This window comes from Streptomyces araujoniae (assembly GCF_050871195.1).
Classification (GTDB): Bacteria; Actinomycetota; Actinomycetes; order Streptomycetales; family Streptomycetaceae; genus Streptomyces; species Streptomyces bacillaris.
Genome location: NZ_CP194070.1, coordinates 6,778,167 through 6,801,471, shown reverse-complemented (window position 1 = coordinate 6,801,471; position 23,305 = coordinate 6,778,167). Strand labels below are relative to the sequence as shown.

The following is a 23,305-nucleotide window of genomic DNA, read 5'->3' as shown; positions in this document are numbered from 1 at the left end:
AGGCGGTCCGGTGGCCATAACTTGCCATTATGGAGCTGGAGTTGCGCCATCTCAGAACCGTCCGTGCCATCGCCGACACCGGCAGCCTCACCAAGGCGGCCGCCACGCTGGGCCTCGCCCAGCCCGCGCTCAGCGCCCAGCTGCGGCGGATCGAGAAGGCCCTGGGCGGCACGCTCTTCGAGCGTGACCACACGGGAGCCCGCGCCACTCCGCTCGGTGAACTCGTGCTGGAGCGGGCCCGTGTGGTGCTGCCCGCGGTGAGCGAACTCCAGGCGGAGGCGGTGCGGTTCGCCAACGCCACCGGGCCGCTGGAGCGGTTCCGGCTCGGCGGTACGCACGGCCCGCTGCTCGGCGGCCTGGTCGACCGGATCGCCACGGCGAACCCGGCGGCGCCGGTCTCGACGTACACCTCGTGGTCGGTGGACGAGATCGCCGCCCTGACCATCGACGGACGGCTGGACTTCGCGCTGATCGGCACGTGCGGCGAGAGCCCGCCGCCGCTGGCCGAGCGGCTGGTCTGGGAGGTGGTGGGGGTGGATCCGGTCTTCGTGATGCTGCCCGAGGACCACCCGCTGGCCGGGGAGAGGGAGCTGGAACTCGCCGCGCTGGCCGACCAGTGCTGGGCGGACGTTCCCGGCGACGGCTGTTTCGCGGACTGTTTCGCCACGGCCTGCGCCCGGGCGGGGTTCACCCCGGTGTCGGTCTACGAGACGGACACCTCGTCCGTCGTCCATCTGGTGCAGGTCGGGCGGGCGATCGGGCTCTGCCGGGCCACGTTCCCGCCGGTCCCCGGCCTGGTGACCCGGCCGCTCGCCGGTGCGCCGCTCAGCTGGCGCCATCTGCTGGGCTGGCACCCGCACTCCCCCGCCGCGGACGCCGCGGCGGCGACGGTGGCGGGCCAGACCCGGACGGCCTACGCGGAAGCCGTGTCGCGCAGCCCCAGCTACGCGCGGTGGCTGGCGGAGAACCCGCGGTTCGGGCTGGTCAGCTGAGAGCCGGGGCCGCCGGGCTCCGGCGTAAGCGGACGCCTCCCGGCCCCCGCCCCGTCCCCGTACGCCCGCGCGTCACACCGCTCCGTGGTCCGGTGCGGCAGCCGTGACCCGGGTGGCCAGTTCGACATCCTTCTCGGTGACCGCGCCGCCCGCGTCGTGCGTGTGGACGGCCAGGGCGACGGTGTTGTAGCCGAGCGTCAGCTCGGAGTGGTGGTTCAGCTCGTCCTGGATCCGCGCGATGTGCATGGTCAGCGCGGCGGCGGCGAGGTGGGAGGGCAGCCGGTAGGTCCGGGTGATCCGGTCGCCCTCCAGCGCCCAGCCGGGCAGCGACTCCAGCCGGTGTTCGGTCTCGGTCCTCGACAGCGGTTCGGCGGACATGGAGCGGCTCCCACGGGTCTCGGACGTCGGCGGTCCCGGATGCCGGTCTGCAACCGGCCGTCCGACGTTACGGTCTTCCCATGACCACTCTCTCCCCCGACACGGGCGTGGGGCCACTGCTGCGCGGCTGGCGGGAGCTGCGGCGGATCAGCCAGCTGGATCTGGCGCTCCGCGCGGACTCCTCGGCCCGCCACATCTCCTTCGTCGAGACGGGCCGCTCCCGCCCGAGCGAGGAGATGATCCTGCGGCTGGCCGACCACCTGGACATCCCCGTACGGGAACGCAGCGCCCTGCTGGTGATCGCCGGTTACGCGCCCCGCTACCCGCAGACCCCGCTCGACGACCCCGCGATGGCGCCGGTGCGCGAGGGGCTGGACCGGCTGCTCGCGGGGTACGAGCCGTATCCGGCGCTCGTCGTCGACGGCAGGTACGACGTGGTGGCGGCCAACCGGGGCATCGCGCTGCTCATGGAGGGGATCGCGGAGGAACTGCTCGTCCCGCCGCTCAACGCCATGCGGATCACCCTCCACCCGGCGGGGCTCGCACCGCGCATCCTGAACCTGCCGGAGTGGCGGGCGGATCTGCTGGCGCAGATGGAGCGGCAGATCGCGCTCGTACGGTCGCCCGAACTGCGGACGCTGTACGAGGAGGTGGCCGCGTATCCGGTGGAGGGCCGGGGAGCGGAGGCCGGGGGCGGGACCGGCGGCGGGACCGGCGGCGGGACCGGCGGCGGCACCGGGGCCAGGGACGGGGGCGGCGGGGACGAGACGGAAGCAGGCGACCGGGGCCGGGAGCGTACGCCGTCGTTCGCCCTGCCCCTGGTGATCGAGCACGGCGGCCGGGTGCTGTCGTTCATCGCCTCGATCGCGACGTTCAACACCCCGATGGACGTGACCGTGGCGGAGCTGGCCGTCGAGACGTTCCTGCCCGCCGACCGGGAGACCGCGGCCTATCTGCGCGAGCGGCTCGCGTAACCGTACGCGCCGCGCCCGTGCGTCCCCTGCCGTGACAGCCACGGCAGGGGACGCACGGCAGGGGACGCACGGGCGGAACGGAGGCCTGCGGGATCAGACGCGGGCCCCGTTGTCCGCCGGATCACGGCGGGGTGCGCGGGCGCGCCCCGACCTGGAGGACTTCCCCGGTGTGGGCGGGGGTGCGCTGGTGGTGCGTTCCAGGGCGAGCGCGGCCGGTACGGCGGTGAAGACCGAGGACCAGGTGCCCACGACGATGCCGATGAGCAGGGCCAGCGCGAAGTCGGTCAGCGAGTCGCCGCCCAGCACCGCGAGGGCGACCAGGATCATGAGGGCGCCCATGCCGGTGTTGACCGTGCGGGGAACGGTCTGGAGGACCGCCCGGTTGGAGATCGCGGCCAGGGGTGTCTTCCGGTTCCTGCCCCACAGCTCCCGCACCCGGTCGAAGACCACCACCGAGTCGTTGACCGAGTAGCCGATGACGGTGAGCAGGGCGGCCAGGAAGATGCCGTCCACGGGCCGCCCCAGCCAGGCGAAGGCCCCCACCACGATGATCACGTCGTGCACCATCCCGGCCACCGACCCCACCGCGAAGGTCCAGCGGAACCGGACCGCCAGATAGGCCAGCTGCACGAGCACGGCGACGCCCAGGGCGATCAGCGCGTTGCGCCGGAGTTCGTCGCCGAGGCTCGGGCCGATCAGCTCGTCCCGTACCTTCGTCGTCTCACCGCCCTCGGTGGCCAGCGCCTCCCGCAGGGCGTGTTCCCCGTCGTTGTCGAGCTTTCCGGTGCGTACGGAGATGTCGCCGTCGCCCGCCGTGGTGATCTCGGCGTCACCGAAGCCCGCGGCGGCGAGCGTGGAGCGGGCGGTCTCGACGTCGACCGGGCGGCTGGTGGAGTACTCCACGAGCCGGCCCCCGGTGAACTCGACGCCGAGGTCGATCCCGCGCACCACGATCCCCGCCACCGCGACGGCGACCAGGGCGGTGGAGACGACGAGCCAGCGGACCGGCCTGCGGAAGAGCTGCGGGTCCTTGCGGATGAGCCAGGTCCGTACGCTGCCGGGGCGCGCGATGCCGTTGACGCCCCGGTAGTCGCTGACGAAGCGGGAGCCCGCAGCGATCTCGGTGAGCGCGCGGGCGATGACCAGCGCGGAGAACATCGAGGCGATGACACCGATGGCGAGGGTGACGCCGAAGCCCTTCACCGGGCCCGAGCCCAGGAAGAACAGCAGCCCGGCGGCGAGGAGCGTGGTGATGTTCGAGTCGGCCACGGCGCTGAACGCCTTCTGGAAGCCGGTGGTCAGCGCCGAGCGCAGAGAACGTGTCGGCTGGGCCTGACACTCCTCTCTGGCCCGTTCGAAGACAAGGACGTTCGCGTCGACCGCCATCCCGATCGCCAGGACGAACCCGGCGAGGCCGGGCAGCGTGAGCGTGACGCCGAGGCCGACGAGCGCGGCGTACGAGATCACTCCGTACGCGGCGAGGGCGACGGCGGCCAGGGCGCCGAAGAGCCGGTAGACGAGGGTGATGAAGAGCGCGGTGGCGGCGGCGCCGATGAGCGCCGCCTGCGTGCTGGCGTCGATGGCCTGCGCGCCGAGCGTCGGGCCGACGGTCCGCTGTTCCACGATCTCGACGGGGACGGGCAGGGCGCCGCCCTTGATCAGCAGGGCCAGGTCACGGGCCTCCTTGGCGGTGAAGGAGCCGGTGATCTGGGTGCCGCCGGAGGGCAGTCCGGCCTGGCAGCCGACCGAGGGGTCGACCTGGGGCGAGGAGATGACCTTCTCGTCGAGGACGATCGCGACGCGCCGGCGCTCGTCCCCGGCGGGGTGGCAGGCGGCCTCACCGGTGAGCTTCGTCCAGTCCTTGCCCGCGTCCTTGTGGAAGTCGAGCTTCACCGTCCAGCCCGCGGCCTGCTGGGCCTCGAAGGAGGCGGAGGCGTCCTTGACGCCCGCGCCGGAGAGCCGGGAGGGCCCGAGGTCGAGCTGCGTGCCCTGCTCGTCGGGGAGGATCAGCCGCTTCTCCCCCGTCTCGGGTGCGGGGGCCGGGTCGGTGCCGGGGGGCGCGGCGCCGAGGACCTCGTGGAAGCTGAGCTGGGCGGTCCGGCCGATGACGGCCGCGGCCTGGCGCGGGTCCTGGACGTCGGGCAGTTCGACGATGATGCGGTCCTCCCCGGAGCGGGTGAGGACGGGTTCGGCGACCCCGAGGGAGTCGATGCGCTGGCGCAGGACCTCCAGGGTGAGGTCGGTGGTCTCCCGGTCCGCCTTGACGGTGGCGGAGTCCTTGGCCTGGAGCACCATGCGGGTGCCGCCCTGGAGATCCAGGCCGAGTCTGGGTGACATGGTCAGCGAGATGAAGACGGAGACGAGCAGCACGGCGACAGCCAGGACCGCTCGCACCGTGGTGGCGCGAGTCATGGGAATCCTCCGGTGGGGCGTCGGCCGCCCTCACCTCAGCGAGGACGCGACGCCGGATCGGCAGAACAGCGGGGCGGACGGCCGGTCGGGTGACCGGCGGCCGTGCTGTCCGGAGGACCCCGCACACCGGGCTGGGCGCCCCGGCGGCCGGAGGGTGTCGAGGAGGAGTCCGGGGTGCGCGGCGCCGTGGCACCGCAGGGCGGGCGGGGGCCAGCCGGGGCGGGCAGCAGCCCTTCGTACGCGGGTGGGGGCGCATGGCCCGTGAGGTGGGCGCGGCCGGCCCCGGCCCGGGGGTTGGGGGTGGTCGGCTCGGCGGCGGCCAGTGACCGCTCGTGGAGGCTCTGGGCCTGCGGATGGTGCTGGTGGGGCTGCGACCGCGGGGGGTTCTGGGGCTGGCCCTGGACCTGGAGGCGGGCGGGTCCGGTCCGGACGTTGAGGTGCTGGGGGCCGGGCCGGTGGTCGCGGGCGTCGCGGCCACCGGCTCCGGCGCCCGCGGGGCTCGGGGCCGTACGCGTACGCCGGAGGTCGTGGTGCGGGCCGCCGGGGTGGGCGGTGCGGTCGGTCTGCGGGGCGGGGGCCGGGGCGCTCGGCGTGTACGCGGCGGCCGAGGCGAGGCTGCCCAGGGCGCCGACGGGCAGTGCGGCCCCGGCGGCGGGGGCGCCGCCGACCAGGGTGAGCACGGCGAGGACCAGCGCGGCCAGCACGCGCCGCGTCCCCTGCGCCGGGTGCGGCCGCACCGGGAGCGCGTTCCCCCGGGGCGTCCCCGGGTGCGGGGTCACCTCGTTCGGCCGGGCAGGGAGGCGGCGGGAGTCGCCCCGTGGCGGAGCACGGAGCTGAGGATCTGTCCGGCGCCCCGGACGACGGTGGTGGACGGGTCGTCCGCCAGCCGCACGGGCGTGCCCAGGCACCGGGCGATCCGGTCGGTGACCTCGGGGCACAGCGCCCCGCCACCGGCGAGCACCGGGCCCTTGCGCAGGGCACCGCGGATCGCGCCGTGCCGGTCCTGGCGCCACATGGACTTCACCATGTCCAGGACCGTACCGACCAGGGTGGCGGGCAGTGTCGCCGGGTCCAGGTCGCTGAGCCCGGTCTCGGCCTGCCGGGCGTCCGCGATCCGGCCGCCGACGAGGAGCGTCACCTCGGTCAGCTCGGCGCCCATGTCGACGACGAGCAGCGGACCGGCGTCGCGCGGCCCGGCGTACGCGGCGGCGGCCCGGGCGCTGCTGAGGACCAGGACCCGGGTGGGCCCCAGCCCGGCGAGCAGCTCGCGCGCGGCGTTGCGGTGGACGGCTCCGGCGAGGACGGGGTGGCTGAGGACGATCACGCTGTCCGTCCGGTCGGGCCCGAGGGCGGCGTCCGCGATCCGGCCGAGGAGCCGGCCGCAGGACTCGGGGTCGACGATGCGCCCGCGCCGGACCGGCCGCTCACCGTCGGGGCCGCTGCCGAGGAGCGGGTCCGCGACCAGGCCGTGGCCGGGCACCCAGGCCCGGGTGCGGGAGCTGCCGAGGTCCAGGGCGAGCCCCCGGGCGGCCACGGTCCTGCCGCCGAGCCGGCGGTGTCCGTGACGCACCCGGAGCGCCCCGGGCTCACGCCCGGCCCCGGACCCCCCGACCCCGCTCCCGTCACGAAGCGGTCCGGAAACTTCCCCGAACGGCCGGGGCCTCCCACCGGCCGATCCGGAATCACCGAGCGGCCCGGGACCACGGAACGCGCCCGGATCACCGAGCGGCCCAGGCCCTTCACCGAGCCGGCCGAGTGCGGCGCCGAGCGACCCCAGTCCGTGACCGGGTCCGAGTCCGGCACCGGCTCCGTGTCCGGCTCCGTGACCGGGTCCGGCTGCTGGGCCGTACACGGGCCAGAACCCGTGCCCTGCTCCGCGTCCTTGTCCGGATCCGGGTCCCTGTCCGGTCCCAGGTCGCTCACCGCTCGCCCCGGAACCACGGAGCTGCCCGGCGTTCCCGAGCGGCCCCGGACCCCCGAGCGGCCGCGGCCCTTCACCGAGCCGACCGGGTGCGGCGCCGAGCGACCCGCGCGTCTCGCCGGGCCGACCCGGCCGGGGAACGGCACGGCCGCGTCGCTGTCCGTCGTCCGGAGAACGCATCGCCCCTCACCCCCGGTCGGCCGTCCCCAGCCGCCCACGCACCCATCGGCCCGCTGATAGCGAGGCATGACCAAGCCCTCACTATGCAATACCGGGTGAGGGAAAGCCACTTCCTCACCGATTCAAAGGCATCCCCGGCCTCCTCGGGTCGCGCCCCTTCCACGGCCCCGACCACCCCGTGACCCGCACGGTCCGCACGGGCTGCCCGCCTGCCTACACCTGTGCGGCCCGCACGACCTCCGTGTCCCCCGTGCCGAGCCCGGCCTCGGTCCCGGCCATCACCTCTGCCACGACCACGGCCACCACCTCGGCCTCACCCACCACATCGGCCTCGCCCGCCGCCTCCGTCACGGCGGCCACCTCCACCACAACAGCCGCCGCGGCCTCCCCGGGCTCCGCGACCGCCGTGCTTCCCCCCGAGAGGAAGTCCGCGAGCAGCTCCGCGAACTCCTCCGGGTCCGCGATCCGGATGCCCAGCCCCTCCGCCTTGGTCCGCTTCGCACCGGCCTTCTCACCCGCGACCAGCAGGCTGGTGCGCGCGGAGACACTGGAGGACGACTTCCCGCCCGCCCGCTCGATCAGCTCGTTCATCTGGTTGCGCGACAGCTTCTCCAGCGCCCCGGTCATGGCACCCGTGACCACCACCTTCATCCCCGCCAAGGGCAGTTCCGCACCGGCCTCCGCACCCTCCTGCTCCTCCGTGCCGGGCTCCGGGGGCGGGGTGGCCCCCGGCTCCGTCATCGTCACCCCGGCCCGGACGAGCTTCTCGATCAGCGGGGCCAGCTCCGCCAGCTCCTCGACGACCGCCGCGGCCTTCTCCTTGCCGATGCCGTCGACCCGCTGGAGGGACTCGGCGTCGGCGGCGACGATGTGGTCCATGGTCGCGAAGTACCGCGCGATCCGGCGGGACATGGAGCGCCCCGTCCCCCGTACGCCCAGGGCGCAGAAGACCCGTGAGAGCGGCCGGGAGCGGGCGGCCCCGATGGCGGCGAGGAGATTGTCGGTGGAGGTCTCGCCCATCCGGTCCAGGGCCAGGAGCTGGTCCCGCTCCAGGGTGAAGAGGTCGGCGAAGTCGGTGACGAGGCCCGCGTCGACGAGCTGGACGACCCGGGTCGCCCCGAGGCCCTCGATGTCGAGCTGGTCGCGGCCCGCCGCATACGAGACGGAGGCGACCAGGCGGCAGTTGCGGCCCCGGGTGCAGCGCCAGCGCTGCTCGCTCATGTCGATCTCGGAACCGCACTGCGGGCAGCTCTCGGGGAAGGCGATCGGTGTCTCGTCCCCGGTGCGCACATGGGCGACGGGAGCCTCGATGCGGGGGATGATGTCGCCCGCCTTGTAGACCATGACCTGGTCGCCCAGGCGCAGATCGCGGCGGGTGATGTCGGCCGGATTGTGCAGGGTGGCGTACCCCACGGTCGATCCGTCGATCTCCACCGGCTCCAGCACGGCACGCGGCGCGATGATGCCCGTGCGGCCCACGTTCCACTCGACGGAGAGGAGGCGGGTGATCTTCTCCACGGCGGGCAGCTTGTGGGCGATGGCCCAGCGCGGCGCCCGGGTGCCGGAGCCCGCCTCGCGCTGGTCGGCCGCGAGGTCCGCCTTGATCACGATGCCGTCGATGCCGAACGGCAGCGCGGCCCGCAGGGCGGCTATCTCCTCCACCCGCGCCTGCACCTCCTCGACGGTGGACACCCGGACCGGCGCCGCCTCCGTGGCCGCGGCCGTGTGCACGCCGAGCCCCGCGACATACGCCAGGAGTTCGCTGTGGGGCAGCTCGGTGAGGGTCTCGGCGATCTCGCCCGAATCCGCGAGCGGCAGGGCGCCGTAGGCGAAGAACGTCGTCTCCACCCGGTAGGCCCGGTCCTTGGCGCGCAGCGTGCCCGCCGCCCCGTTGCGCGGATTGGCGAAGGGGGCGCCGCCGTGCTCCGTACGGATCGCGTTGCCCTGCTCGAACTGCTCGGTCGTCATGAGGATCTCGCCGCGCACCTCCAGCGTGACCGGTGCGTCCAGCCGCTCGGGGAGGCCGACGACCGCCGCGGCAGCGTGCGAGACGTCCTCGCCCGCCGTGCCGTCGCCCCGGGTGATCAGCTGCTCCAGGCGGCCGGCCCGATAGCGGGCGGCGACCGCGAGGCCGTCGAGCTTCGGCTCCACGCTCCAGGCCGCGACCGGTCTGCCGATGCGCCGCTCCAGCGAGGCGGTCCAGCTCACGAACTGCTCGGCCGAGAACACGTTGTCCAGCGAGAGCATCGGCACCGTGTGCGGGACGTCCCCGACGGCGGCCCCGCCCGCCACCTTCCCGGTCGGTGATGACTCGTGTATCTCGTCGGGATGGGCCGCCTCGTACGCGGCGATCCCGCGCGCCAGCCGGTCGTAGGCGTCGTCGTCGAGGGTGCTCTCGCCCGTGGCGTAGTACGCGGCGGCGGCCCGGGAGGCCTCTTCGACCGCGGCGGCGTAGGCGGCGGCATCGGCGAGCACAGCGGCTGAGTTCGTCATGGTGACCATCCTGCCGTCCACCACTGACAACGCCCCTCCAGCAGCGCCCCGCCCCCTTCCCGTACCGACGTCGAACGGTCCTGCCGTGAACCCGGAAGCGGGCGTTCCCTGACATCGGGAAAGAGCGACGGGAGAGCGCTCTCCTATGCCGCCACCCCTCAACCTCGGCCATTTACCGGCTTGTTGCAGTGCTTGCGCATGCTATTGACATGCACGGGCCACGCTCTTACGTTCCCCACCAGAGAGCGCTCTCTCGTCCCACCGAGGAACATCCCCCCACTTCCGAACAGGAGTGCCGTGCTCTTCCGAAACCGACGCAGCCCCGAACACCGCCGCACACGATCCCCCCGGTCCTGGCGCGCCCGAGTCGCCGGACTCGCCGCCGCGGCCCTCGCCCTCTCGCTCGTCCAGGCCAACGTCGGCAACGCCGCGGCCGACCGCGGCGCCGCCGAGGTCGCGCCCAGGGCCGCCGCCGATGTGGTCCGGGTGGCCGAGTTCCTGGCCGAGTGCCCGTACACCCACCGGGCCCCCGACGACCCGATCGTCTTCCCGGGCCTGCCGGGCGCCTCCCACATGCACAGCTTCTTCGGCAACGACACCACGAACGCCCACTCCGACCTGGCCTCGCTGGAGAAGGGCCGCACCTCCTGCTCCCCCGTCACCGACCTCTCCTCGTACTGGGTGCCCACGCTGTACGACGGCGACCGGGAGGTGGAGCCCACCGGGACCACCTTCTACTACCTGGGCGAGGGCGTCCGCGACGACGTCATCCGGCAGATCCAGCCGTTCCCCCGGGGCCTGCGCATCGTGGCGGGCAACGCGAAGGCGGCCGGTCCGCAGGACAACACCATCGCCCGCTGGTCGTGTCTGCACGCCGGTCACGTCAACCCCTCGCAGGACTTCGTGAACTGCCCGGCCGGCACGATGCTGGAGTCGTACCTGGACTTCCCGCAGTGCTGGAACGGTACGGACCTCGACTCGGCCGACCACAAGAGCCACATGTCCTACCCGGTCGCGGGCGAGTGCCCCGCCACCCACCCGGTGCCGGTGCCCAAGCTCCGCCAGGTGCTGCGCTATCCGGTCAACGGCGACCCGGCCCGCTTCCGGCTGGCGTCGGGTCCCGGCTTCACGATGCACGGCGACTTCTTCAACGTATGGCCGGAGGAGGAGATGGCGCAGCGCGTACGCGACTGCATCAACGCCATCGTGAAGTGCGGTTTCGACGGCCGTCCCTGATTGTTCGTCAACTCGTCGACCGTTCGCCGGTGTCCGCCCCGGGGCCCATGCTCCGGGGCGGCGCCCTCCACCCGGCCCAGGCCCCCAGGACCCCCCATGAACCGCCCCACCCCCGCCAGGCCCCTCCCGGCGCCCCTGCTGTCCTCCCTGCTCGTCCTGTCGGCCCTGCTGGGCCTCACCGCCACGGCCGGCTGCTCCCCGGCGCCCGTGCCCGCTCCGCCACCCGCCGCATCAGCCCCGGCGACCACCGTCGGCACCCCCACCGACGCCGCCTGGGTCCAGCTGATGACCCCGATGAACGAGAAGGCGGTGGCCCTTCTCGCCCTCGCCGCCGAACGGGCGACCACTCCCCCGCTGCGGGCCTTCGCGGCCCGCCTCCGCAGCTCCCAGGAGGCCGAACTCGACCGCCTCCGGCCGCTGCTGACCCGGATGGGACTCCCCGGCACCGATGTGCACGCGGGCCACGACATGCCCGGCATGGTGACGGAGAAGGACCTCGCGGCGGCGCGGGCGGCCGAGGGAGCCGCCTTCGACCGGCTCTTCCTCATCCAGCTCCGCGACCATCTGCGCCACTCCGCCCAGGTGTCGCGGTCCGAGATCACGGCGGGTGCGCGGGCCGACGCCAAGGAGCTGGCCGCCGCCCTCGTCACGGCGCGCGAGGCCGCGCTCACCGAGCTGGCGGGGCTCCCGGGGGCAGCGCGGGCCCTCGGCTGACCCGCTGTCCGGGCTGCGGGTATAAAGGCTGCATGACAGCCGATGTGGACCCGCCCGTACGCCCGACCTTGGAGGACGTGGCGGCCGTGGCCGGTGTCTCACGGGCCACCGTGTCCCGGGTGATCAACGGTGCCACGACGGTGGACCCGGCGCTGCGCACGGTGGTCGAGGAGGCGGTGGCGACCACCGGGTACGTGCCCAACCGGGCGGCCCGTTCCCTGGTGACCCGGCGGACCGACTCCGTGGCGCTGGTCATCTCGGAGCGGGAACGGCAGCCGGTCTCCGAGCCGTTCGTCGGGCGGATGTTCTCCGACCCCTATTTCGGCCGGGTCGTCAGCGGTCTGCTCGAAGTGCTGCGCCCGGCGGGCATCCAGATGGTGCTGATGCTGGCGGACGACGAGGCCTCACGGACCCAGCTGCTCTCCTATCTGCGCCACGGCCATGTCGACGGAGTCGTCCTGGTCACCTCGCACGCGGACGACCCGCTGCCCTGTCTGCTCCAGGACACCCGGCTGCCCGCCGTCCTCGCGGGCCGCCCGCCGCGCCCCTCGTCGCTCGCCTATGTGGAGGTCGACCAGCAGGCAGGGGCGCGGCTCGCCGCCGACCATCTGGCCGCGCTGGGGCGGCGCCGCATCGGGACGATCTCCGGTCCGCAGGACAGGCCCGCCGGCCAGGTCCGCCTCTCGGGCTTCCTGGAGGCCCTGGCCGCGCACGGCATCGAGGACGTGGCCTGCGCCGAGGGCGACTTCACCCACGTGGGCGGTGCGGCGGCGATGCGCCGGCTGCTGGCCGAACAGCCGGAGCTGGACGGGGTGTTCATCGCCTCGGACCTGATGGCGCTGGGCGCGCTGCCGGTGCTGCTGCGGGCCGGGCGGGACGTGCCGTCGGATGTGGCGGTGGTCGGTTTCGACGACAGCAGCGCGGCCGCCGCCTGCGACCCGCCGCTGACGACCGTGCGGCAGCCGGTGGAGGAGATGGCGGCCGAGATGGCCCGGCTGCTGCTCAAGCAGATCGGCGGGCCCGGCGGCCCGTCCCCGTCCGTAGTCTTCCCGCCGACGCTGGTACGGCGTCAGTCGGCCTGATCCGAGAAGAGCCGGACCGGGAACACCCGGCCGGAGACGACCCGGACCGAGGACACCCGGTCCCAGACGACCTGGACCGGGAACTCCCGTCCGGAGAAAACCCGGCCGGGGATCAGCCGCCCCGGGAACACCCGGGGCCGAACCGGGCTCCCCGAAGCTTCACACCGCCGTACCCCGCTCCGGGAACGGCTCGTCCGCGTGCGGGGTGCCCGTGAATCCCTCGGCTCGCACCGGCACCTGGGGTCCGGAGAACTCCAGCAGCCAGCGGTTCAGCACCCGGTGCACCGCCTCCGCGCCCACCAGCCCGCCGCCCGGCGGCGGGGGCGCGCCCTCGGCCGTCTCGGCGGCCATGATGTCGAGCGGGTCGGTCATCCCGCGCGGCCAGAGCAGGAACGGCCGGGACTGCTCGCCGCCCAGGCCGCCGTGCGAGCCGATCTGCTCCTCGAAGGCGTGGACGGTGCCGGTCCCGGGGTCGTACATGGAGTTGACCATGATGTCCGCGACGTGCGGGAAGGTGTCGGTACGCCGTACGGCGGCGGCCGCGCCGGTGCCGAAGACGGCGATCGGGCCCTCCCCGTCGGCCAGTCCGGCCACCGGGACCTCGGCGCCGCCGGGCCCGAGCACCACGGAGCCGTGCTCCTCGCTCCGTACGAGGAGGAAGCCGATCCCCGGGTGGTTGGCGAGGGTGGAGAGCAGGGCCGGGTTGCGGCGGTCGATCTCCTCGCGGGAGGCCCGTCCCTCGATGTCGGGGAAGGAGATCAGGCCGAGGTTGCCGGAGGCCAGCACGATCGGGTCGGAGCGCTTGGCCGGGTGCTCCGCCTCCGGTTCCTCCGCCTCGGGCGGCCGGTGCAGGGCGATCCGGACGGCGTCCCGGGCCTCGGACGCGCTGTGGGTGCCCCGGGCCCGGCGCCGTACGGGCAGCCCGCAGCCCGCCCGTACGAGGTCCTTGAGCGTCAGTCCGTACCGTCCGGCGAAGGTCTCGCCGGGGCTCTGGCCGTGGTCGGAGAGGAGCACGATCCGGTAGGTGCGCGGGGTGTGGTCCGCGATCTTGGCGATCAGGGCGAGCGAGCGGTCGAGCCGCTGGAGGACCTTCTCGGCGTCGCGGCTGTGCGGTCCGGAGTGGTGGGCGACCTCGTCGTAGGCGACCAGGTCGGCATAGACGGCGGTGCGTCCGGCGAACATGTCCCCGATCACGGCGGCGACGACCACATCGCGTTCGACGACGGTGGCGAAGGCGCGGATGAAGGGGTAGAGGCCGCCGCGCTTGACCCGGGGGGTGACCTTGCGGGCGCGGGCCCGGGTCGACTGGCCGATCTCGCGGCCGACCTCGGCGGCGAAGGAGAGGGCGGTACGGACGGCGTTGGCCGGGTCGGAGAAGTAGGCGAAGTACCCGGAGCGGGAGCGGCGGCCCTTGCCGCGCCGGGCGGCCATGGAGAGGACCAGGGCGAGCTGTCCCGCACCGCCGCTGAAGAGGTTGCCCCGGCTCGCCCCGTCGATGGTGAGGAGGCCGCCGTCCCGGGTGCGGGCGATGGCGCGGCGCTGCATCTCCAGGGCGCTGGCGGGGCGGCTGGAGACCATGACGGTGCCGGTCTCCTTCTCGTACCAGCGGAAGGCGGGGATGTCGTGGTTGGAGCCGTGCAGCAGGGCGAGCTGGCTGGCGCCGGTCTGGCTGGACCAGTCGGTGCGCCAGGGGGTGAGGCGGTGGCCGGAGGAGTCGGCGAGCCAGCCCGCGACGGTCGGCATGAGCCCGTCGGCGGCCGCCTTGACCAGGGCGTCGTGGCCGACGCCGTCGAGCTGGAGGAAGACCGTGCCGGGCGGGCCGTCGCGGTCGGGTTCCACGGTGTTCGGGGAGCCGCGTCTGCGGCGCCGGTCGGCCAGGCGGGAGAGCCTGCGGCGGTAGGCCTCGTCGTCACGGACGGCGAGCGCGGTGGAGGTGGCGGAGGCGACGGCGGACATCACGGCGGCGACCACGACGGCGGTCTCGGGGGCGGCGTCGCCGCGCCCGTCCGGGATCAGGCTCAGCGCGATGAGCAGCAGCGAGCCGTTGAGGAAGAAGACCAGCGCGCCGAGCACGAGCGCGGGCACGATGAGCAGGGCGCGGACGAGGACGGGCCAGACCAGCGCGGAGAGCAGGCCGAAGGCGCCCGCTCCCCAGGCCGCCGTGAACGCGGTACGGGTGACGGTGTCGCCGTCGTCGGACTGGAGCCGGAAGTCGGGCAGGATCCCGGCGAGCGCGAGCATGGTGAGGGTGGAGACGGCCCAGACCGCGATGATCCGCATCAGCGCGCCCCCGGCCCTGCGCCACCCCGCCGTACGCGACCCCGTCGTGCCCCGCTCGGGCGTACGCCGCTCCGGCGAGGCCGGTCTCCGCTCAACCACGCCGGTCCCTCTCCTGGCCTTCCCGGTCCACCCCGATGCCCTTCTCCACCTGCGGGCCCGCTGCCCCTCCGAGGCCCCCGCCCCAGCCTTTCACAGCGCCGGTGCCGGTCAGCGGCCGTCGTGGGGACGTCCGGGGGCGCTTAGGGGGTGTCTTGCCGGTCAGGCCGGATCAGGGAGCGGGGTCCGGTCCCGTGCGTCGCAAGGCGGAGGAGGGAGTCGACGCGGAGCGTCGGCGAGTGACGACAACGCCGCGAGGTGCGGCACCGGACCCCGCGAGCCCGGCGTGAACGGCAAGACACCCCCTAGGCTCGTACCACCGGCGCCTGCCGCACGGAGGCGGGCGCATGAGAGGTCACAGGGCGAGCGAGGAGGCGGGGCGTACCGGTGGAGGTCACCTGGTGGGGTCATGCCACCTGCACGATCGAGGACTCCGGCGTACGGGTGTTGACCGATCCCCTGTTCGTACGGCGCTTCGCGCATCTGCGGCGGCGCCGGGGCGAGGTGCCGCCGCCGCAGGCCGCCCTCGCGGAGGTGGTGCTCGTCTCGCATCTGCACTCCGACCATCTGCACCTCCCCTCGCTCTCCCGGCTGTCCCCCGGTACCCGGCTGATCGTGCCGAGCGGCGCGGTGGCGGCCGTTCCCGGGCTGCGGTCGCTGCACCGGAAGCTGGACCTCCGGATCACCGAGGTACGGGCGGGCGACGAGGTGCGGGTCGGCGAGGTGCGGGTGCGGGCGGTCCCGGCGCTGCACGACGGCCGCCGACTGCCGGTCGGGCCGCGCCGGGTGCCCGCGCTCGGTTACGTGGTCGAGGGCGAGGCCCGTACGTACTTCGCCGGGGACACCGGGCTCTACGACGGGATGGGCGAGGCGGTGGGCGCGGTGGACGTGGCGCTGCTGCCGGTGGGCGGGTGGGGCCCCTATCTGGGGCACGGCCACCTGGACGCCGCCCGGGCCGCCCGGGCGCTGCGGCTGCTGGAGCCGCGCTCGGCGGTGCCGGTGCACTTCGGCACGTACTGGCCGATCGGTCTCGACGGGGTGCGGCCGCACGAGTTCCACGGGCCGGGTGACGAGTTCGTCCGGCAGGCGGGCATCCGGGCACCGGAGGTGGCGGTGCACCTGCTCTCCCACGGCGAGCGGGTGCGGCCGGAGGCCGAGCGGTGATCCAGGAGTTCCAGTCGGTGGTGCGGGAGCTGCCCACCGAGTCGGCCCAGCAGGCCGTGGGCTATCCGACGCTGTTCCTGCTGGTGGCGCTGGGGTCGCTGGTGCCGGTGATCCCGACGGGGGCGCTGGTGAGTTCGGCGGCGGTGGTGGCGCTCCACCAGTCCTCACCGTTCTCGCTGGTCCTCGTCTTCCTCGTGGCCTCGGCGGCGGCGTTCCTGGGCGATGTGTGCCTGTACTGGCTGGGGCAGCGGGGGGTGCGGTCGAAGAACGGGTCGAAGTGGCTGGAGACGCTCACCCGGCGCGCCGCGCCGGAGCGTCTCGCCCAGGCGCAGGAGAAGCTGGCCGAGCACGGCGGGACGGTGCTGGTCCTCTCCCGGCTGGTCCCGGCGGGGCGGATCCCGGTGATGCTGGCGTGTCTGCTGGGGAAGATGCCGCTCAAGACGTTCGCCCGGGGCGACGTCCCGGCCTGTCTGGCCTGGGCGGCGACGTACCAGCTGATCGGGATACTCGGCGGCTCGCTCTTCCCGGAGCCGTGGCAGGGCGTGGTCGCGGCGGTGGCGCTGACCGTGGTGATCAGCGGGGCACCGGCGCTCTGGCGGAGGCTGCGGGCACGGTTCGGCCACGGGACGGCCTGAGGGCACGGGGCGATCCGGGTCCCGGGGCGGCTGAGGACCCGGACCGTCCGGAGGACCCGCGACCGACCGGAAGGCCCGGGACCGACCGGAGAACCCCGACCGACCCGAAGGCCCGGGACCGACCGGGGAACCCCGACCGACCCGAAGGCCCGGGACCGACCGGAGAGCACCAACCCGCCTGAGGGGCCCGGGCGCGTCCGGACCTCCGCCGGGCCCGGCTCAGCGCAGTTCGTCGAGGGCCGTCGCGAACCGGCTCAGCGCCCGCTCCACGTGCGGCAGCTCCAGCGGCTCCGCCGCCGTCAGGGACTCCCGCCGCTCCGCGGGCGTGGCGCCCAGCAGGGGCCCGGTGGAGAGCCGTACGCGCAGGGCGCCCAGCTCGTCCCCGAAGCGGTGGCCGCCCGGGGTGGGGGCGCCCAGCCGGTCGGTGAGGTGCTCCTCCAGCTCCATGGAGTCCGTGACCCCGAGCGCCGCCAGCCGGGCCCGGAGCGGGCCGAGGTCCGCGTAGAGGTGGCGGCCCGCCTGCGGGGGCCGGGCCAGCGCCCCCACGCCGAGCACCGTGCGGTGGACGGCGGCGGCCACCCGTCCGTGGAGCCGCGCGGCCTGCCGGACCCGTTCCCGTACGGCCTCCGGTTCGCCCAGGGCGTGGGCGGCGGAAGGGGCGAGGGGCCCGGCGACCAGGGCGCCCAGGGCGGTGAGGACGTCGAGCGTTCGGGCCCGGAGCACCGCTCCCCGCCCGGTCCCGGGGAAGCGGGCGACGGCGAGGGGCCAGGCGGCGGGGGTGAGGGCGCCGGAGAGGTCGCTGATCACCGTGACGTCGTCGGGGCACATCTCGGCGGGGCTGAGCAGGACCGTGTCCCGGGGCCGGTGCACGGTGTCGCGCCAGGTCTCGTCGCTGATGATGTGCAGCCCCTCCCCGACCGCCGCCTCGCACGCCTCCCGCACCAGCTCGGGCGGGGCGACGGTGGCGGTGGGGTCGTCGGCCACGGAGAGCACCAGCAGCTTCGGCCGGCCGCCCTCGGCCCGCACCCGGCGCACGGTCTCCAGCAGGGCGTACGGGTCGGGGACGCCCCCGCACTCCGCGGGCGTCGGCACCTGGTAGGCGGGCCTGCCGAGCAGCCGCGCCTGGGGCATCCAGGTGGCCGGGCAGGGGCGGGGCATCAGGACGTCACCGCCGTGGGCGGCGATCAGGGCGAGGAGGAGCGGCTGGTCTCCGGGGGCCGCCACGATGTGCTCCGGGGAGCCGTGCAGCCCGCGCCGGTCCCAGAAGCCCCGGGCCGCCTCGCGGAGGGTGCGGCCACCGCCGGGCGGCTCGGCCCGGGTGCGGTCCGCGGCGGCGGCGAGGACGGCGGCCAGCTCGGGAAGGACGGGGAGGCCGGGGTCGGGGGCGGGCGGCCCGTAGCGGACGGGCCCGTGGTCCTCGTGCATCTCCGGCCTCCTCGCTCCCCGTCGGGCCGTCCGCGGCTCCGGGGCGCTCTCCGGCCGTCCGCGGGTACCGGGGCGTCCCGGCTCACGGGCCTCCGGCGCCCTGGGCCCTTTATACGGAGGTTCGGGCCGGTGCGCCCGTCCACCTGCGCACCCGGGCGAGCCGGGGCGGGACTGGGCCGTTGTGCCGGTGGTCGGCGGAGCGTGGTGAGGCTCTCAGCGCGCCTGCTGGTTCATCGGCGGGCGTCCGGGTATTCGCTGAGCCATGTCGCCCATGTCGTCATCGCGCCCATCGTCCGCCTCCTCCGCCGCCGACCGGGTCCGGCACTGGTTGCAAGGACGGGATCTCGCCGTCTTCCACAGCGTCGCCGACCGGCACTGGCCGGGCGCCGATCCTCTGCTGCCCAAGCTGAGCCGGAGCGCCAACCACGGGCTGCTCTGGTTCGGCACGGCCCTCGGCATCGCGGCCGTCGGCCCCAGCGCCCGGTCCCGCCGCGCCGCGCTGCGCGGGGTCGCCTCGCTGGCCGTGGCCTCGGCGGCGATCAACACGATCGGCAAGGGCGCGGTCCGCAGGCAGCGGCCGATACTCGACCAGGTGCCGGTGATGCGGCAGCTGAAGCGGCAGCCGGTCACCACGTCGTTCCCCTCCGGCCACGCGGCGTCGGCCGCCGCCTTCGCCACCGGGGTGGCGCTGGAGTCGAAGGGCTGGGGCGCGGTGGTCGCACCCGTCGCGGCGGCCGTGGCCGCCTCCCGCGTCTACACGGGTGTCCACTACCCGGGCGACGTCCTGGCCGGTGCCGCGCTCGGCATCGGGGCCGCGTTCGCCCTGCGCGGGGTCGTCCCCACCCGGGGGCAGCTCCCGGCGCCCGGCCGCCCGCCCGGTGAGGCGCCCGCGCTGCCCGGCGGGAAGGGGCTCGTGGTCGTGGTGAACCAGGCGTCGGGCACGGCCACCGCGACCGCGTCGCTGGTGCGTGAGGCGCTGCCGCAGGCCGAGGTCGTCGAGTGCGCGCCGGAGGAGCTCTCCACCGCCATGGAGAAGGCGGCCGGCCGGGGCAGGGCGCTGGGGGTCTGCGGCGGCGACGGCACGGTCAACCTCGCGGCCTCCGTCGCGGCGACGCACAGCATGCCGCTGGCCGTCTTCCCGGGCGGAACGCTCAACCACTTCGCCTACGACCTGGGCATCGAGACGGTCCAGGAAGCGGCGGCGGCCCTCACCGCGGGCGACGCCATACAGGTCGACCTGGGCCGCTTCCGTCCCGGCCCGAAGGGGCCCGAGGGGGCGGACGGCTACTTCCTCAACGCGTTCAGCCTGGGCGTCTATCCGGAGCTGGTACGGACCCGGGAGCACTGGTCGCCCCGGATCGGCGGCTGGCCCGCCGGAGTGCTCGCCGCCTTCCACGTGCTGCGCGGACGGCAGCCCCTGGAGGCCGAACTCCAGGGCCGCAGGCGGCCGTTGTGGCTGCTCTTCGTCGGCAACGGCCTCTTCCAGCGGGTCGGCCCGGCGCCCGGCCGACGCCACAACCTGGCGGACGGGCTGCTGGACGTGCGGGTGGTGCACGGCGGCCGGACGCCCGCGCTGCGGCTGCTCGCGGCGGCGGTGGCCGGTCCGCTGACCCGCTCCCCCGCCCATGCGGCGGTGCGGCGGCGTCGGGTGCGGATCGCCGGCCTGACGCCGGGGACGCCGTACGCGTACGACGGTGAAGTGGCGCGCTCCGGGACGGAGTTGCTGATCGACAAGCTGCCGGAGGCGCTGACGGTCTACTGCCCGATGCCCGTCTGAGACCCCACCCGGCCGTCCGGGATTCAAGACACCCATCTCACTATCCGGCATGGCGGCGTACGGTGGCGGCAGCGCGCAACCGCCGTACCGAGAGAGGACGCCGCCATGCCGGACGCTGCCCTGCCGAAAGAGACCGCGGTCTACACCCATGGCCACCACGAGTCGGTGCTGCGCTCGCACCGCTGGCGGACGGCCGCCAACTCGGCGGGCTATCTGCTCGGTGAACTCCGGCCCGGCATGGCGGTGCTGGACGTGGGCTGCGGCCCAGGCACCATCACCGCCGACCTGGCCGCGCTGGTCGCGCCGGGCCGGGTGACGGCGGTCGACACCGGCACCGGCATCCTGGAGCAGGCGGCGGCGGTGGCCGCCGAACGCGGCCTGGAGAACGTCGAGTTCGCCGTGGCCGACGTCCACGCGCTGGACTTCCCCGACGATTCCTTCGACGTCGTCCATGCCCACCAGGTGCTCCAGCACGTGGGCGACCCGGTGCAGGCGCTGCGTGAGATGCGGCGGGTCTGCCGCCCCGGCGGGGTGGTCGCCGTGCGGGACAGCGACTACGCGGCGATGGCCTGGTATCCGGAGACACCCGGGCTGGCGGAGTGGCAGGAGGTGTACCGCCGGGTGGCCCGCGCCAACGGCGGCGACCCGGACGCCGGGCGGAAGCTGCTCTCCTGGGCGCGGCGGGCCGGGTTCACCGACATCACCCCGACGGCCGCCGCCTGGTGCTTCGCCACCCCGGAGACCCGCGCCTGGTGGAGCGGGCTGTGGGCGGACCGTACGACGGACTCCGTCTACGCCGAACTGGCGGTACGGGGCGGCCATGCGAGCGCCGAGGAGCTGGCGGCCATCGCGGACACCTGGCGCGGCTGGGGCGCGGAGGCGGACGGATGGTTCCTGGTCCCGCACGGCGAGGTGCTCTGCCGGGGGTGACCCCCCGGGGCCGCTCGTGAACCCGCGGTCCGTCCAGGCGCGCGATGGCGTGGACGCGGGCGGCGGCGGCCCGGCCCTCCGCCGGACGGCGGGGCCGGACGGCGGCCTTCGGTGGCGTACGCCCTTCCCCGGCAGGGCCCTCGCGCCGGGCCCGCACCACGGCGGCCGGATGCGGGCGGGCCGGAGCGGGCCCGAATCGATCACACCCGGGGCACGGGCCAATTACCCTCGTACGCATGGAGATTCTCGGAACCACGCTGCGTATCTGCGTCGACGACCTGGAGGCCGCGGTGGCCTTCTACGAGGGGCTGACGGGCACCCCGGCCCAGCGGTTCGAGCGCGGCGGGGTGTCGGTCGCCGCCATCGGCTGCTTCCTGCTGATGAGCGGTCCCGCGGCCGAGCTGGAGGTGCTGCGCAAGGTGGGGGCGACCATCGCCGTCAAGGACGTCGACGAGGCGAACGCGGCGCTCACCCGGGCGGGCGCGCGGATCGTCGCGGGGCCGGTGCCGACCCCGGCGGGCCGCAATCTGATCGCGCTCCACCCGGACGGCTCGGTCTTCGAGTACGTGGACCGCAAGGTCACGGTCTGAGCCGTCCGTCCGGACCGGAGGCCGACGCGTCAGGCCGGTGCGAGCGCTCCGACGACGAGGTCCGCGAGGAGCGCGCCCGCCGTGCCGTCCGGGTCCAGATCCGGGTCGTAGATGGTGACGTTGAGGCCGACGCAGCGCGGCGACGAGAGCAACGTACGCAGCAGGGGGGCGAGTTCGTCCGGCATCAGGCCGCCGTCGTCCGGGCTGTCGACGGCGGGCATGACGCTCGGGTCGAGGACGTCGGCGTCGAGGTGGACCCAGTAGCCGTCCAGGGCGGGGGTCTCCAGGCTCTCCACGGCGGCCCGGGCCAGCTCGGCGGCGCCCCGCTCCCTGAGCCGGCCGACGGTCACGTGGGGGATCTTCAGCGCGGCGAGCTCTGCCTGGTCCTCGTCTCCGTCCCGCATCCCGAAGAGGCGGACGTCCTCGTCCTTGAGGTAGGGGCGGAGCCCTTCGAGGTCGCTCAGGTCCGCTTGGCCGCGCCCGGTGGCGATGGCCAGCTCCTCCCCGCCCGCGGCCCCGACGTGGTCACTGTTGCCCACGTGCCGGAAGTCGGCGGACCCGTCGACGGCGGCCAGCCCGTACCGGCCGAGGCGGCGCAGCGCGAGGGCCGCGCCGAGCTGGATGGAGCAGTCTCCGCCCAGGACGACGGCGAACTCCCCGGCCCGTACGTGCCCTTCGATCCGGTCCGCGAGGGTACGGGTGTAGCGGGCGATGGCGGCGGCGTTGAAGACCCCGTCGCCCGGCTGCCAGTCCCCGCGGTCGTAGCGGGGCGGCACCACGACGCCGCCCTCCAGGGCACCGAGCCGCTGCACGATCCGCTGCTCACGCAGGGCGCCCGCCAGCTTGTAGCAGCCGGGAACGGTCCCGGGGGCGGGGGGCCGCAGACCCAGGTTGGAAGGGGCGTCGAGGACCACGATGGTGCGCATGCGGCCCATCCTCCGCCGCCGCCCCGGGAGGCTCAAGCGCTTTCGGCGGACCGCGTGACGGCCTGCGGGGCTCAGGGCGCGGGTGCGGTGATCGCCCAGCGTTCGTGGTCGCGCCAGGCGCCGTCGATGTGGAGGAAGTCGGGCGAGAAGCCCTCCAGGCGGAATCCGGCCCGCCGGACCAGGGCGATGGAGGCCGCGTTGCCGGGCTGGATGTTGGCCTCCAGGCGGTGCAGGCCGAGCGGTCCGAAGGCGAGGTCCATGACGAGGCCGAGCGCCTCGCCCATCAGTCCGCGCCCGGCCGCGTGGGCGAAGGCCCCGTAGCCGAGGGCGCCGCAGCGGAAGCCGCCGAGGACGATGTTGTTGATGTTGATGAACCCGGCGATGGCCCCGTCCGGCGCCCCGTGCGCACCGCCCCCGCCGCCCCGCTCGCAGACGAGGAAGCCTTCGCGGGCCGGGTCCCGGGCGAGGGCCTCGGTGTACGCGGCGTAGGTGTCGGGCCGCTCGGGCGGGAAGAGCCACGGGTGGTGGTGGGCGCGGCTCTCCCGGGCGCGGGCGGTGAACTCCGCCGCGTCGGCCCCGGTGAAGCGGCGCAGGGCCGTCCGGGGGCCTTCGGCGAGATAGGGGCCGGTGCCGGTCGGGGTCCGGTGGCCGTTCGGATCGGGCATCGTCCCAGCGTACGACGGGTACGGGCGCGGGGCGGACCCGGCCGCCCCAGGCCCGTACCCGTCGGATGCCCGTCCCGTCACCCGCCGGTACGCGGTGTCACCTGCCCTTGCGGCGGAAGAGGTAGCCGCCGCAGACCAGCCCGATGAGGAACATGGCGAGCAGGGCGAGCCAGAGGGGCATGGTCACCTGCGGGATGATCACCCGGATGGTGACGCTCTGGGTGTTCACGCAGATGAACACGATGACCAGGGCGACCAGCACCGCGACGGCGATACGTCCCGGGGTCCACAGCCCGGTGCCGCTCCTGCCGTCGCTCGTCACGTCCTTGGGACTCATGGTCCGGTCCTTCCGCCGCCGCCCCCCGGGGTCCCAGCATGGCCCGGTGCCGGGCCCGGAGGGCGGTGATGTTCGCCCGTTCGGGTGAACGCGGAGTG

The 23,305-nt window shown here is 74.8% G+C and carries 20 protein-coding genes; 10 read left to right on the top strand and 10 right to left on the bottom strand.

All coding sequences use genetic code 11. From position 1 onward, the window contains the following. Nucleotides 1–29: 29 nt before the first annotated feature. Nucleotides 30–992, top strand: a complete 963-nt coding sequence (locus tag ACQ9ZG_RS29000; RefSeq protein WP_499281375.1) for a LysR family transcriptional regulator — start codon at nucleotides 30–32, stop codon at nucleotides 990–992. Nucleotides 993–1,064: 72 nt separating this feature from the next. Here the strand turns inward: ACQ9ZG_RS29000 and ACQ9ZG_RS28995 are convergent, their stop codons facing one another. Beyond that, nucleotides 1,065–1,370 carry a 4a-hydroxytetrahydrobiopterin dehydratase gene (locus ACQ9ZG_RS28995; protein WP_109914569.1) on the bottom strand — a complete coding sequence of 102 codons (306 nt, stop codon included), beginning with the start codon at nucleotides 1,368–1,370 and terminating at the stop codon, nucleotides 1,065–1,067. An 80-nt stretch (nucleotides 1,371–1,450) separates the two neighbouring features. On the opposite strand from ACQ9ZG_RS28995, the gene ACQ9ZG_RS28990 reads away from it, so the two are divergent. Continuing rightward, the gene (locus ACQ9ZG_RS28990) at nucleotides 1,451–2,344 is read left to right on the top strand and encodes a helix-turn-helix domain-containing protein (RefSeq protein WP_499281374.1); all 894 of its coding nucleotides are present in this window, start codon (nucleotides 1,451–1,453) and stop codon (nucleotides 2,342–2,344) included. Nucleotides 2,345–2,437: 93 nt separating this feature from the next. Here the strand turns inward: ACQ9ZG_RS28990 and secD are convergent, their stop codons facing one another. From secD to ligA, 4 genes are all read right to left on the bottom strand, one after another. Further along, nucleotides 2,438–4,756: a protein translocase subunit SecD gene (gene secD / locus ACQ9ZG_RS28985; RefSeq protein WP_109917254.1), complete on the bottom strand. Its 2,319-nt coding sequence runs from the start codon at nucleotides 4,754–4,756 to the stop codon at nucleotides 2,438–2,440. A 35-nt stretch (nucleotides 4,757–4,791) separates the two neighbouring features. Beyond that, nucleotides 4,792–5,460: a hypothetical protein gene (locus ACQ9ZG_RS28980; RefSeq protein ID WP_499281373.1), complete on the bottom strand. Its 669-nt coding sequence runs from the start codon at nucleotides 5,458–5,460 to the stop codon at nucleotides 4,792–4,794. Nucleotides 5,461–5,531: 71 nt separating this feature from the next. After that, nucleotides 5,532–6,236 carry a rod shape-determining protein gene (locus ACQ9ZG_RS28975; RefSeq protein WP_499281646.1) on the bottom strand — a complete coding sequence of 235 codons (705 nt, stop codon included), beginning with the start codon at nucleotides 6,234–6,236 and terminating at the stop codon, nucleotides 5,532–5,534. Between the two features lie 834 nt (nucleotides 6,237–7,070). Next, nucleotides 7,071–9,350 carry an NAD-dependent DNA ligase LigA gene (ligA, locus tag ACQ9ZG_RS28970; RefSeq protein WP_258312329.1) on the bottom strand — a complete coding sequence of 760 codons (2,280 nt, stop codon included), beginning with the start codon at nucleotides 9,348–9,350 and terminating at the stop codon, nucleotides 7,071–7,073. Nucleotides 9,351–9,647: 297 nt separating this feature from the next. Here ligA and ACQ9ZG_RS28965 point away from each other — a divergent pair, with 297 nt between their 5' ends. The 3 genes from ACQ9ZG_RS28965 to ACQ9ZG_RS28955 all read left to right on the top strand — a co-directional run bounded on the left by ACQ9ZG_RS28965 (nucleotide 9,648) and on the right by ACQ9ZG_RS28955 (nucleotide 12,382). Next, on the top strand, nucleotides 9,648–10,586 hold the full coding sequence (locus tag ACQ9ZG_RS28965; RefSeq protein WP_028418604.1) for a DUF1996 domain-containing protein: 939 nt from the start codon (nucleotides 9,648–9,650) through the stop codon (nucleotides 10,584–10,586). A 96-nt stretch (nucleotides 10,587–10,682) separates the two neighbouring features. Further along, nucleotides 10,683–11,300, top strand: coding sequence for a DUF305 domain-containing protein (locus ACQ9ZG_RS28960; protein ID WP_109915682.1), 618 nt, complete (start codon nucleotides 10,683–10,685; stop codon nucleotides 11,298–11,300). A gap of 32 nt (nucleotides 11,301–11,332) precedes the next feature. After that, nucleotides 11,333–12,382: a LacI family DNA-binding transcriptional regulator gene (locus tag ACQ9ZG_RS28955; RefSeq protein ID WP_109915683.1), complete on the top strand. Its 1,050-nt coding sequence runs from the start codon at nucleotides 11,333–11,335 to the stop codon at nucleotides 12,380–12,382. Nucleotides 12,383–12,541: 159 nt separating this feature from the next. Here ACQ9ZG_RS28955 and ACQ9ZG_RS28950 read toward each other — a convergent pair whose 3' ends face one another. Continuing rightward, entirely contained in the window at nucleotides 12,542–14,662 is a 2,121-nt protein-coding gene (locus ACQ9ZG_RS28950; protein WP_109915684.1) for a phage holin family protein, read from the bottom strand. Nucleotides 14,663–15,145: 483 nt separating this feature from the next. Here ACQ9ZG_RS28950 and ACQ9ZG_RS28945 point away from each other — a divergent pair, with 483 nt between their 5' ends. Beyond that, nucleotides 15,146–15,922 (top strand): MBL fold metallo-hydrolase, encoded by a 777-nt coding sequence (locus tag ACQ9ZG_RS28945; protein WP_109915685.1) that lies wholly within the window; start codon nucleotides 15,146–15,148, stop codon nucleotides 15,920–15,922. Continuing rightward, complete coding sequence (locus tag ACQ9ZG_RS28940) at nucleotides 15,919–16,557, top strand: DedA family protein (protein ID WP_084991045.1); 639 nt, start codon at nucleotides 15,919–15,921, stop codon at nucleotides 16,555–16,557. Before ACQ9ZG_RS28945 ends, ACQ9ZG_RS28940 begins: the two co-directional genes overlap by 4 nt. A gap of 219 nt (nucleotides 16,558–16,776) precedes the next feature. Here the strand turns inward: ACQ9ZG_RS28940 and ACQ9ZG_RS28935 are convergent, their stop codons facing one another. Further along, entirely contained in the window at nucleotides 16,777–17,982 is a 1,206-nt protein-coding gene (locus ACQ9ZG_RS28935) for an aminotransferase class I/II-fold pyridoxal phosphate-dependent enzyme (protein ID WP_499281372.1), read from the bottom strand. 271 nt (nucleotides 17,983–18,253) lie between these two features. On the opposite strand from ACQ9ZG_RS28935, the gene ACQ9ZG_RS28930 reads away from it, so the two are divergent. The 3 genes from ACQ9ZG_RS28930 to ACQ9ZG_RS28920 all read left to right on the top strand — a co-directional run bounded on the left by ACQ9ZG_RS28930 (nucleotide 18,254) and on the right by ACQ9ZG_RS28920 (nucleotide 21,279). After that, nucleotides 18,254–19,759: a bifunctional phosphatase PAP2/diacylglycerol kinase family protein gene (locus ACQ9ZG_RS28930; RefSeq protein ID WP_499281371.1), complete on the top strand. Its 1,506-nt coding sequence runs from the start codon at nucleotides 18,254–18,256 to the stop codon at nucleotides 19,757–19,759. A 120-nt stretch (nucleotides 19,760–19,879) separates the two neighbouring features. Further along, entirely contained in the window at nucleotides 19,880–20,689 is an 810-nt protein-coding gene (locus ACQ9ZG_RS28925) for a methyltransferase domain-containing protein (protein ID WP_109914602.1), read from the top strand. A 236-nt stretch (nucleotides 20,690–20,925) separates the two neighbouring features. Continuing rightward, nucleotides 20,926–21,279, top strand: coding sequence for a VOC family protein (locus ACQ9ZG_RS28920; RefSeq protein WP_018491865.1), 354 nt, complete (start codon nucleotides 20,926–20,928; stop codon nucleotides 21,277–21,279). 29 nt (nucleotides 21,280–21,308) lie between these two features. Here the strand turns inward: ACQ9ZG_RS28920 and ACQ9ZG_RS28915 are convergent, their stop codons facing one another. From ACQ9ZG_RS28915 to ACQ9ZG_RS28905, 3 genes are all read right to left on the bottom strand, one after another. Next, nucleotides 21,309–22,205 (bottom strand): arginase family protein, encoded by an 897-nt coding sequence (locus tag ACQ9ZG_RS28915; protein ID WP_109916026.1) that lies wholly within the window; start codon nucleotides 22,203–22,205, stop codon nucleotides 21,309–21,311. 71 nt (nucleotides 22,206–22,276) lie between these two features. Next, the gene (locus ACQ9ZG_RS28910; RefSeq protein WP_109916028.1) at nucleotides 22,277–22,870 is read right to left on the bottom strand and encodes a GNAT family N-acetyltransferase; all 594 of its coding nucleotides are present in this window, start codon (nucleotides 22,868–22,870) and stop codon (nucleotides 22,277–22,279) included. Between the two features lie 97 nt (nucleotides 22,871–22,967). Continuing rightward, nucleotides 22,968–23,207, bottom strand: coding sequence for a LapA family protein (locus ACQ9ZG_RS28905; protein ID WP_018491862.1), 240 nt, complete (start codon nucleotides 23,205–23,207; stop codon nucleotides 22,968–22,970). Nucleotides 23,208–23,305: the final 98 nt, after the last annotated feature.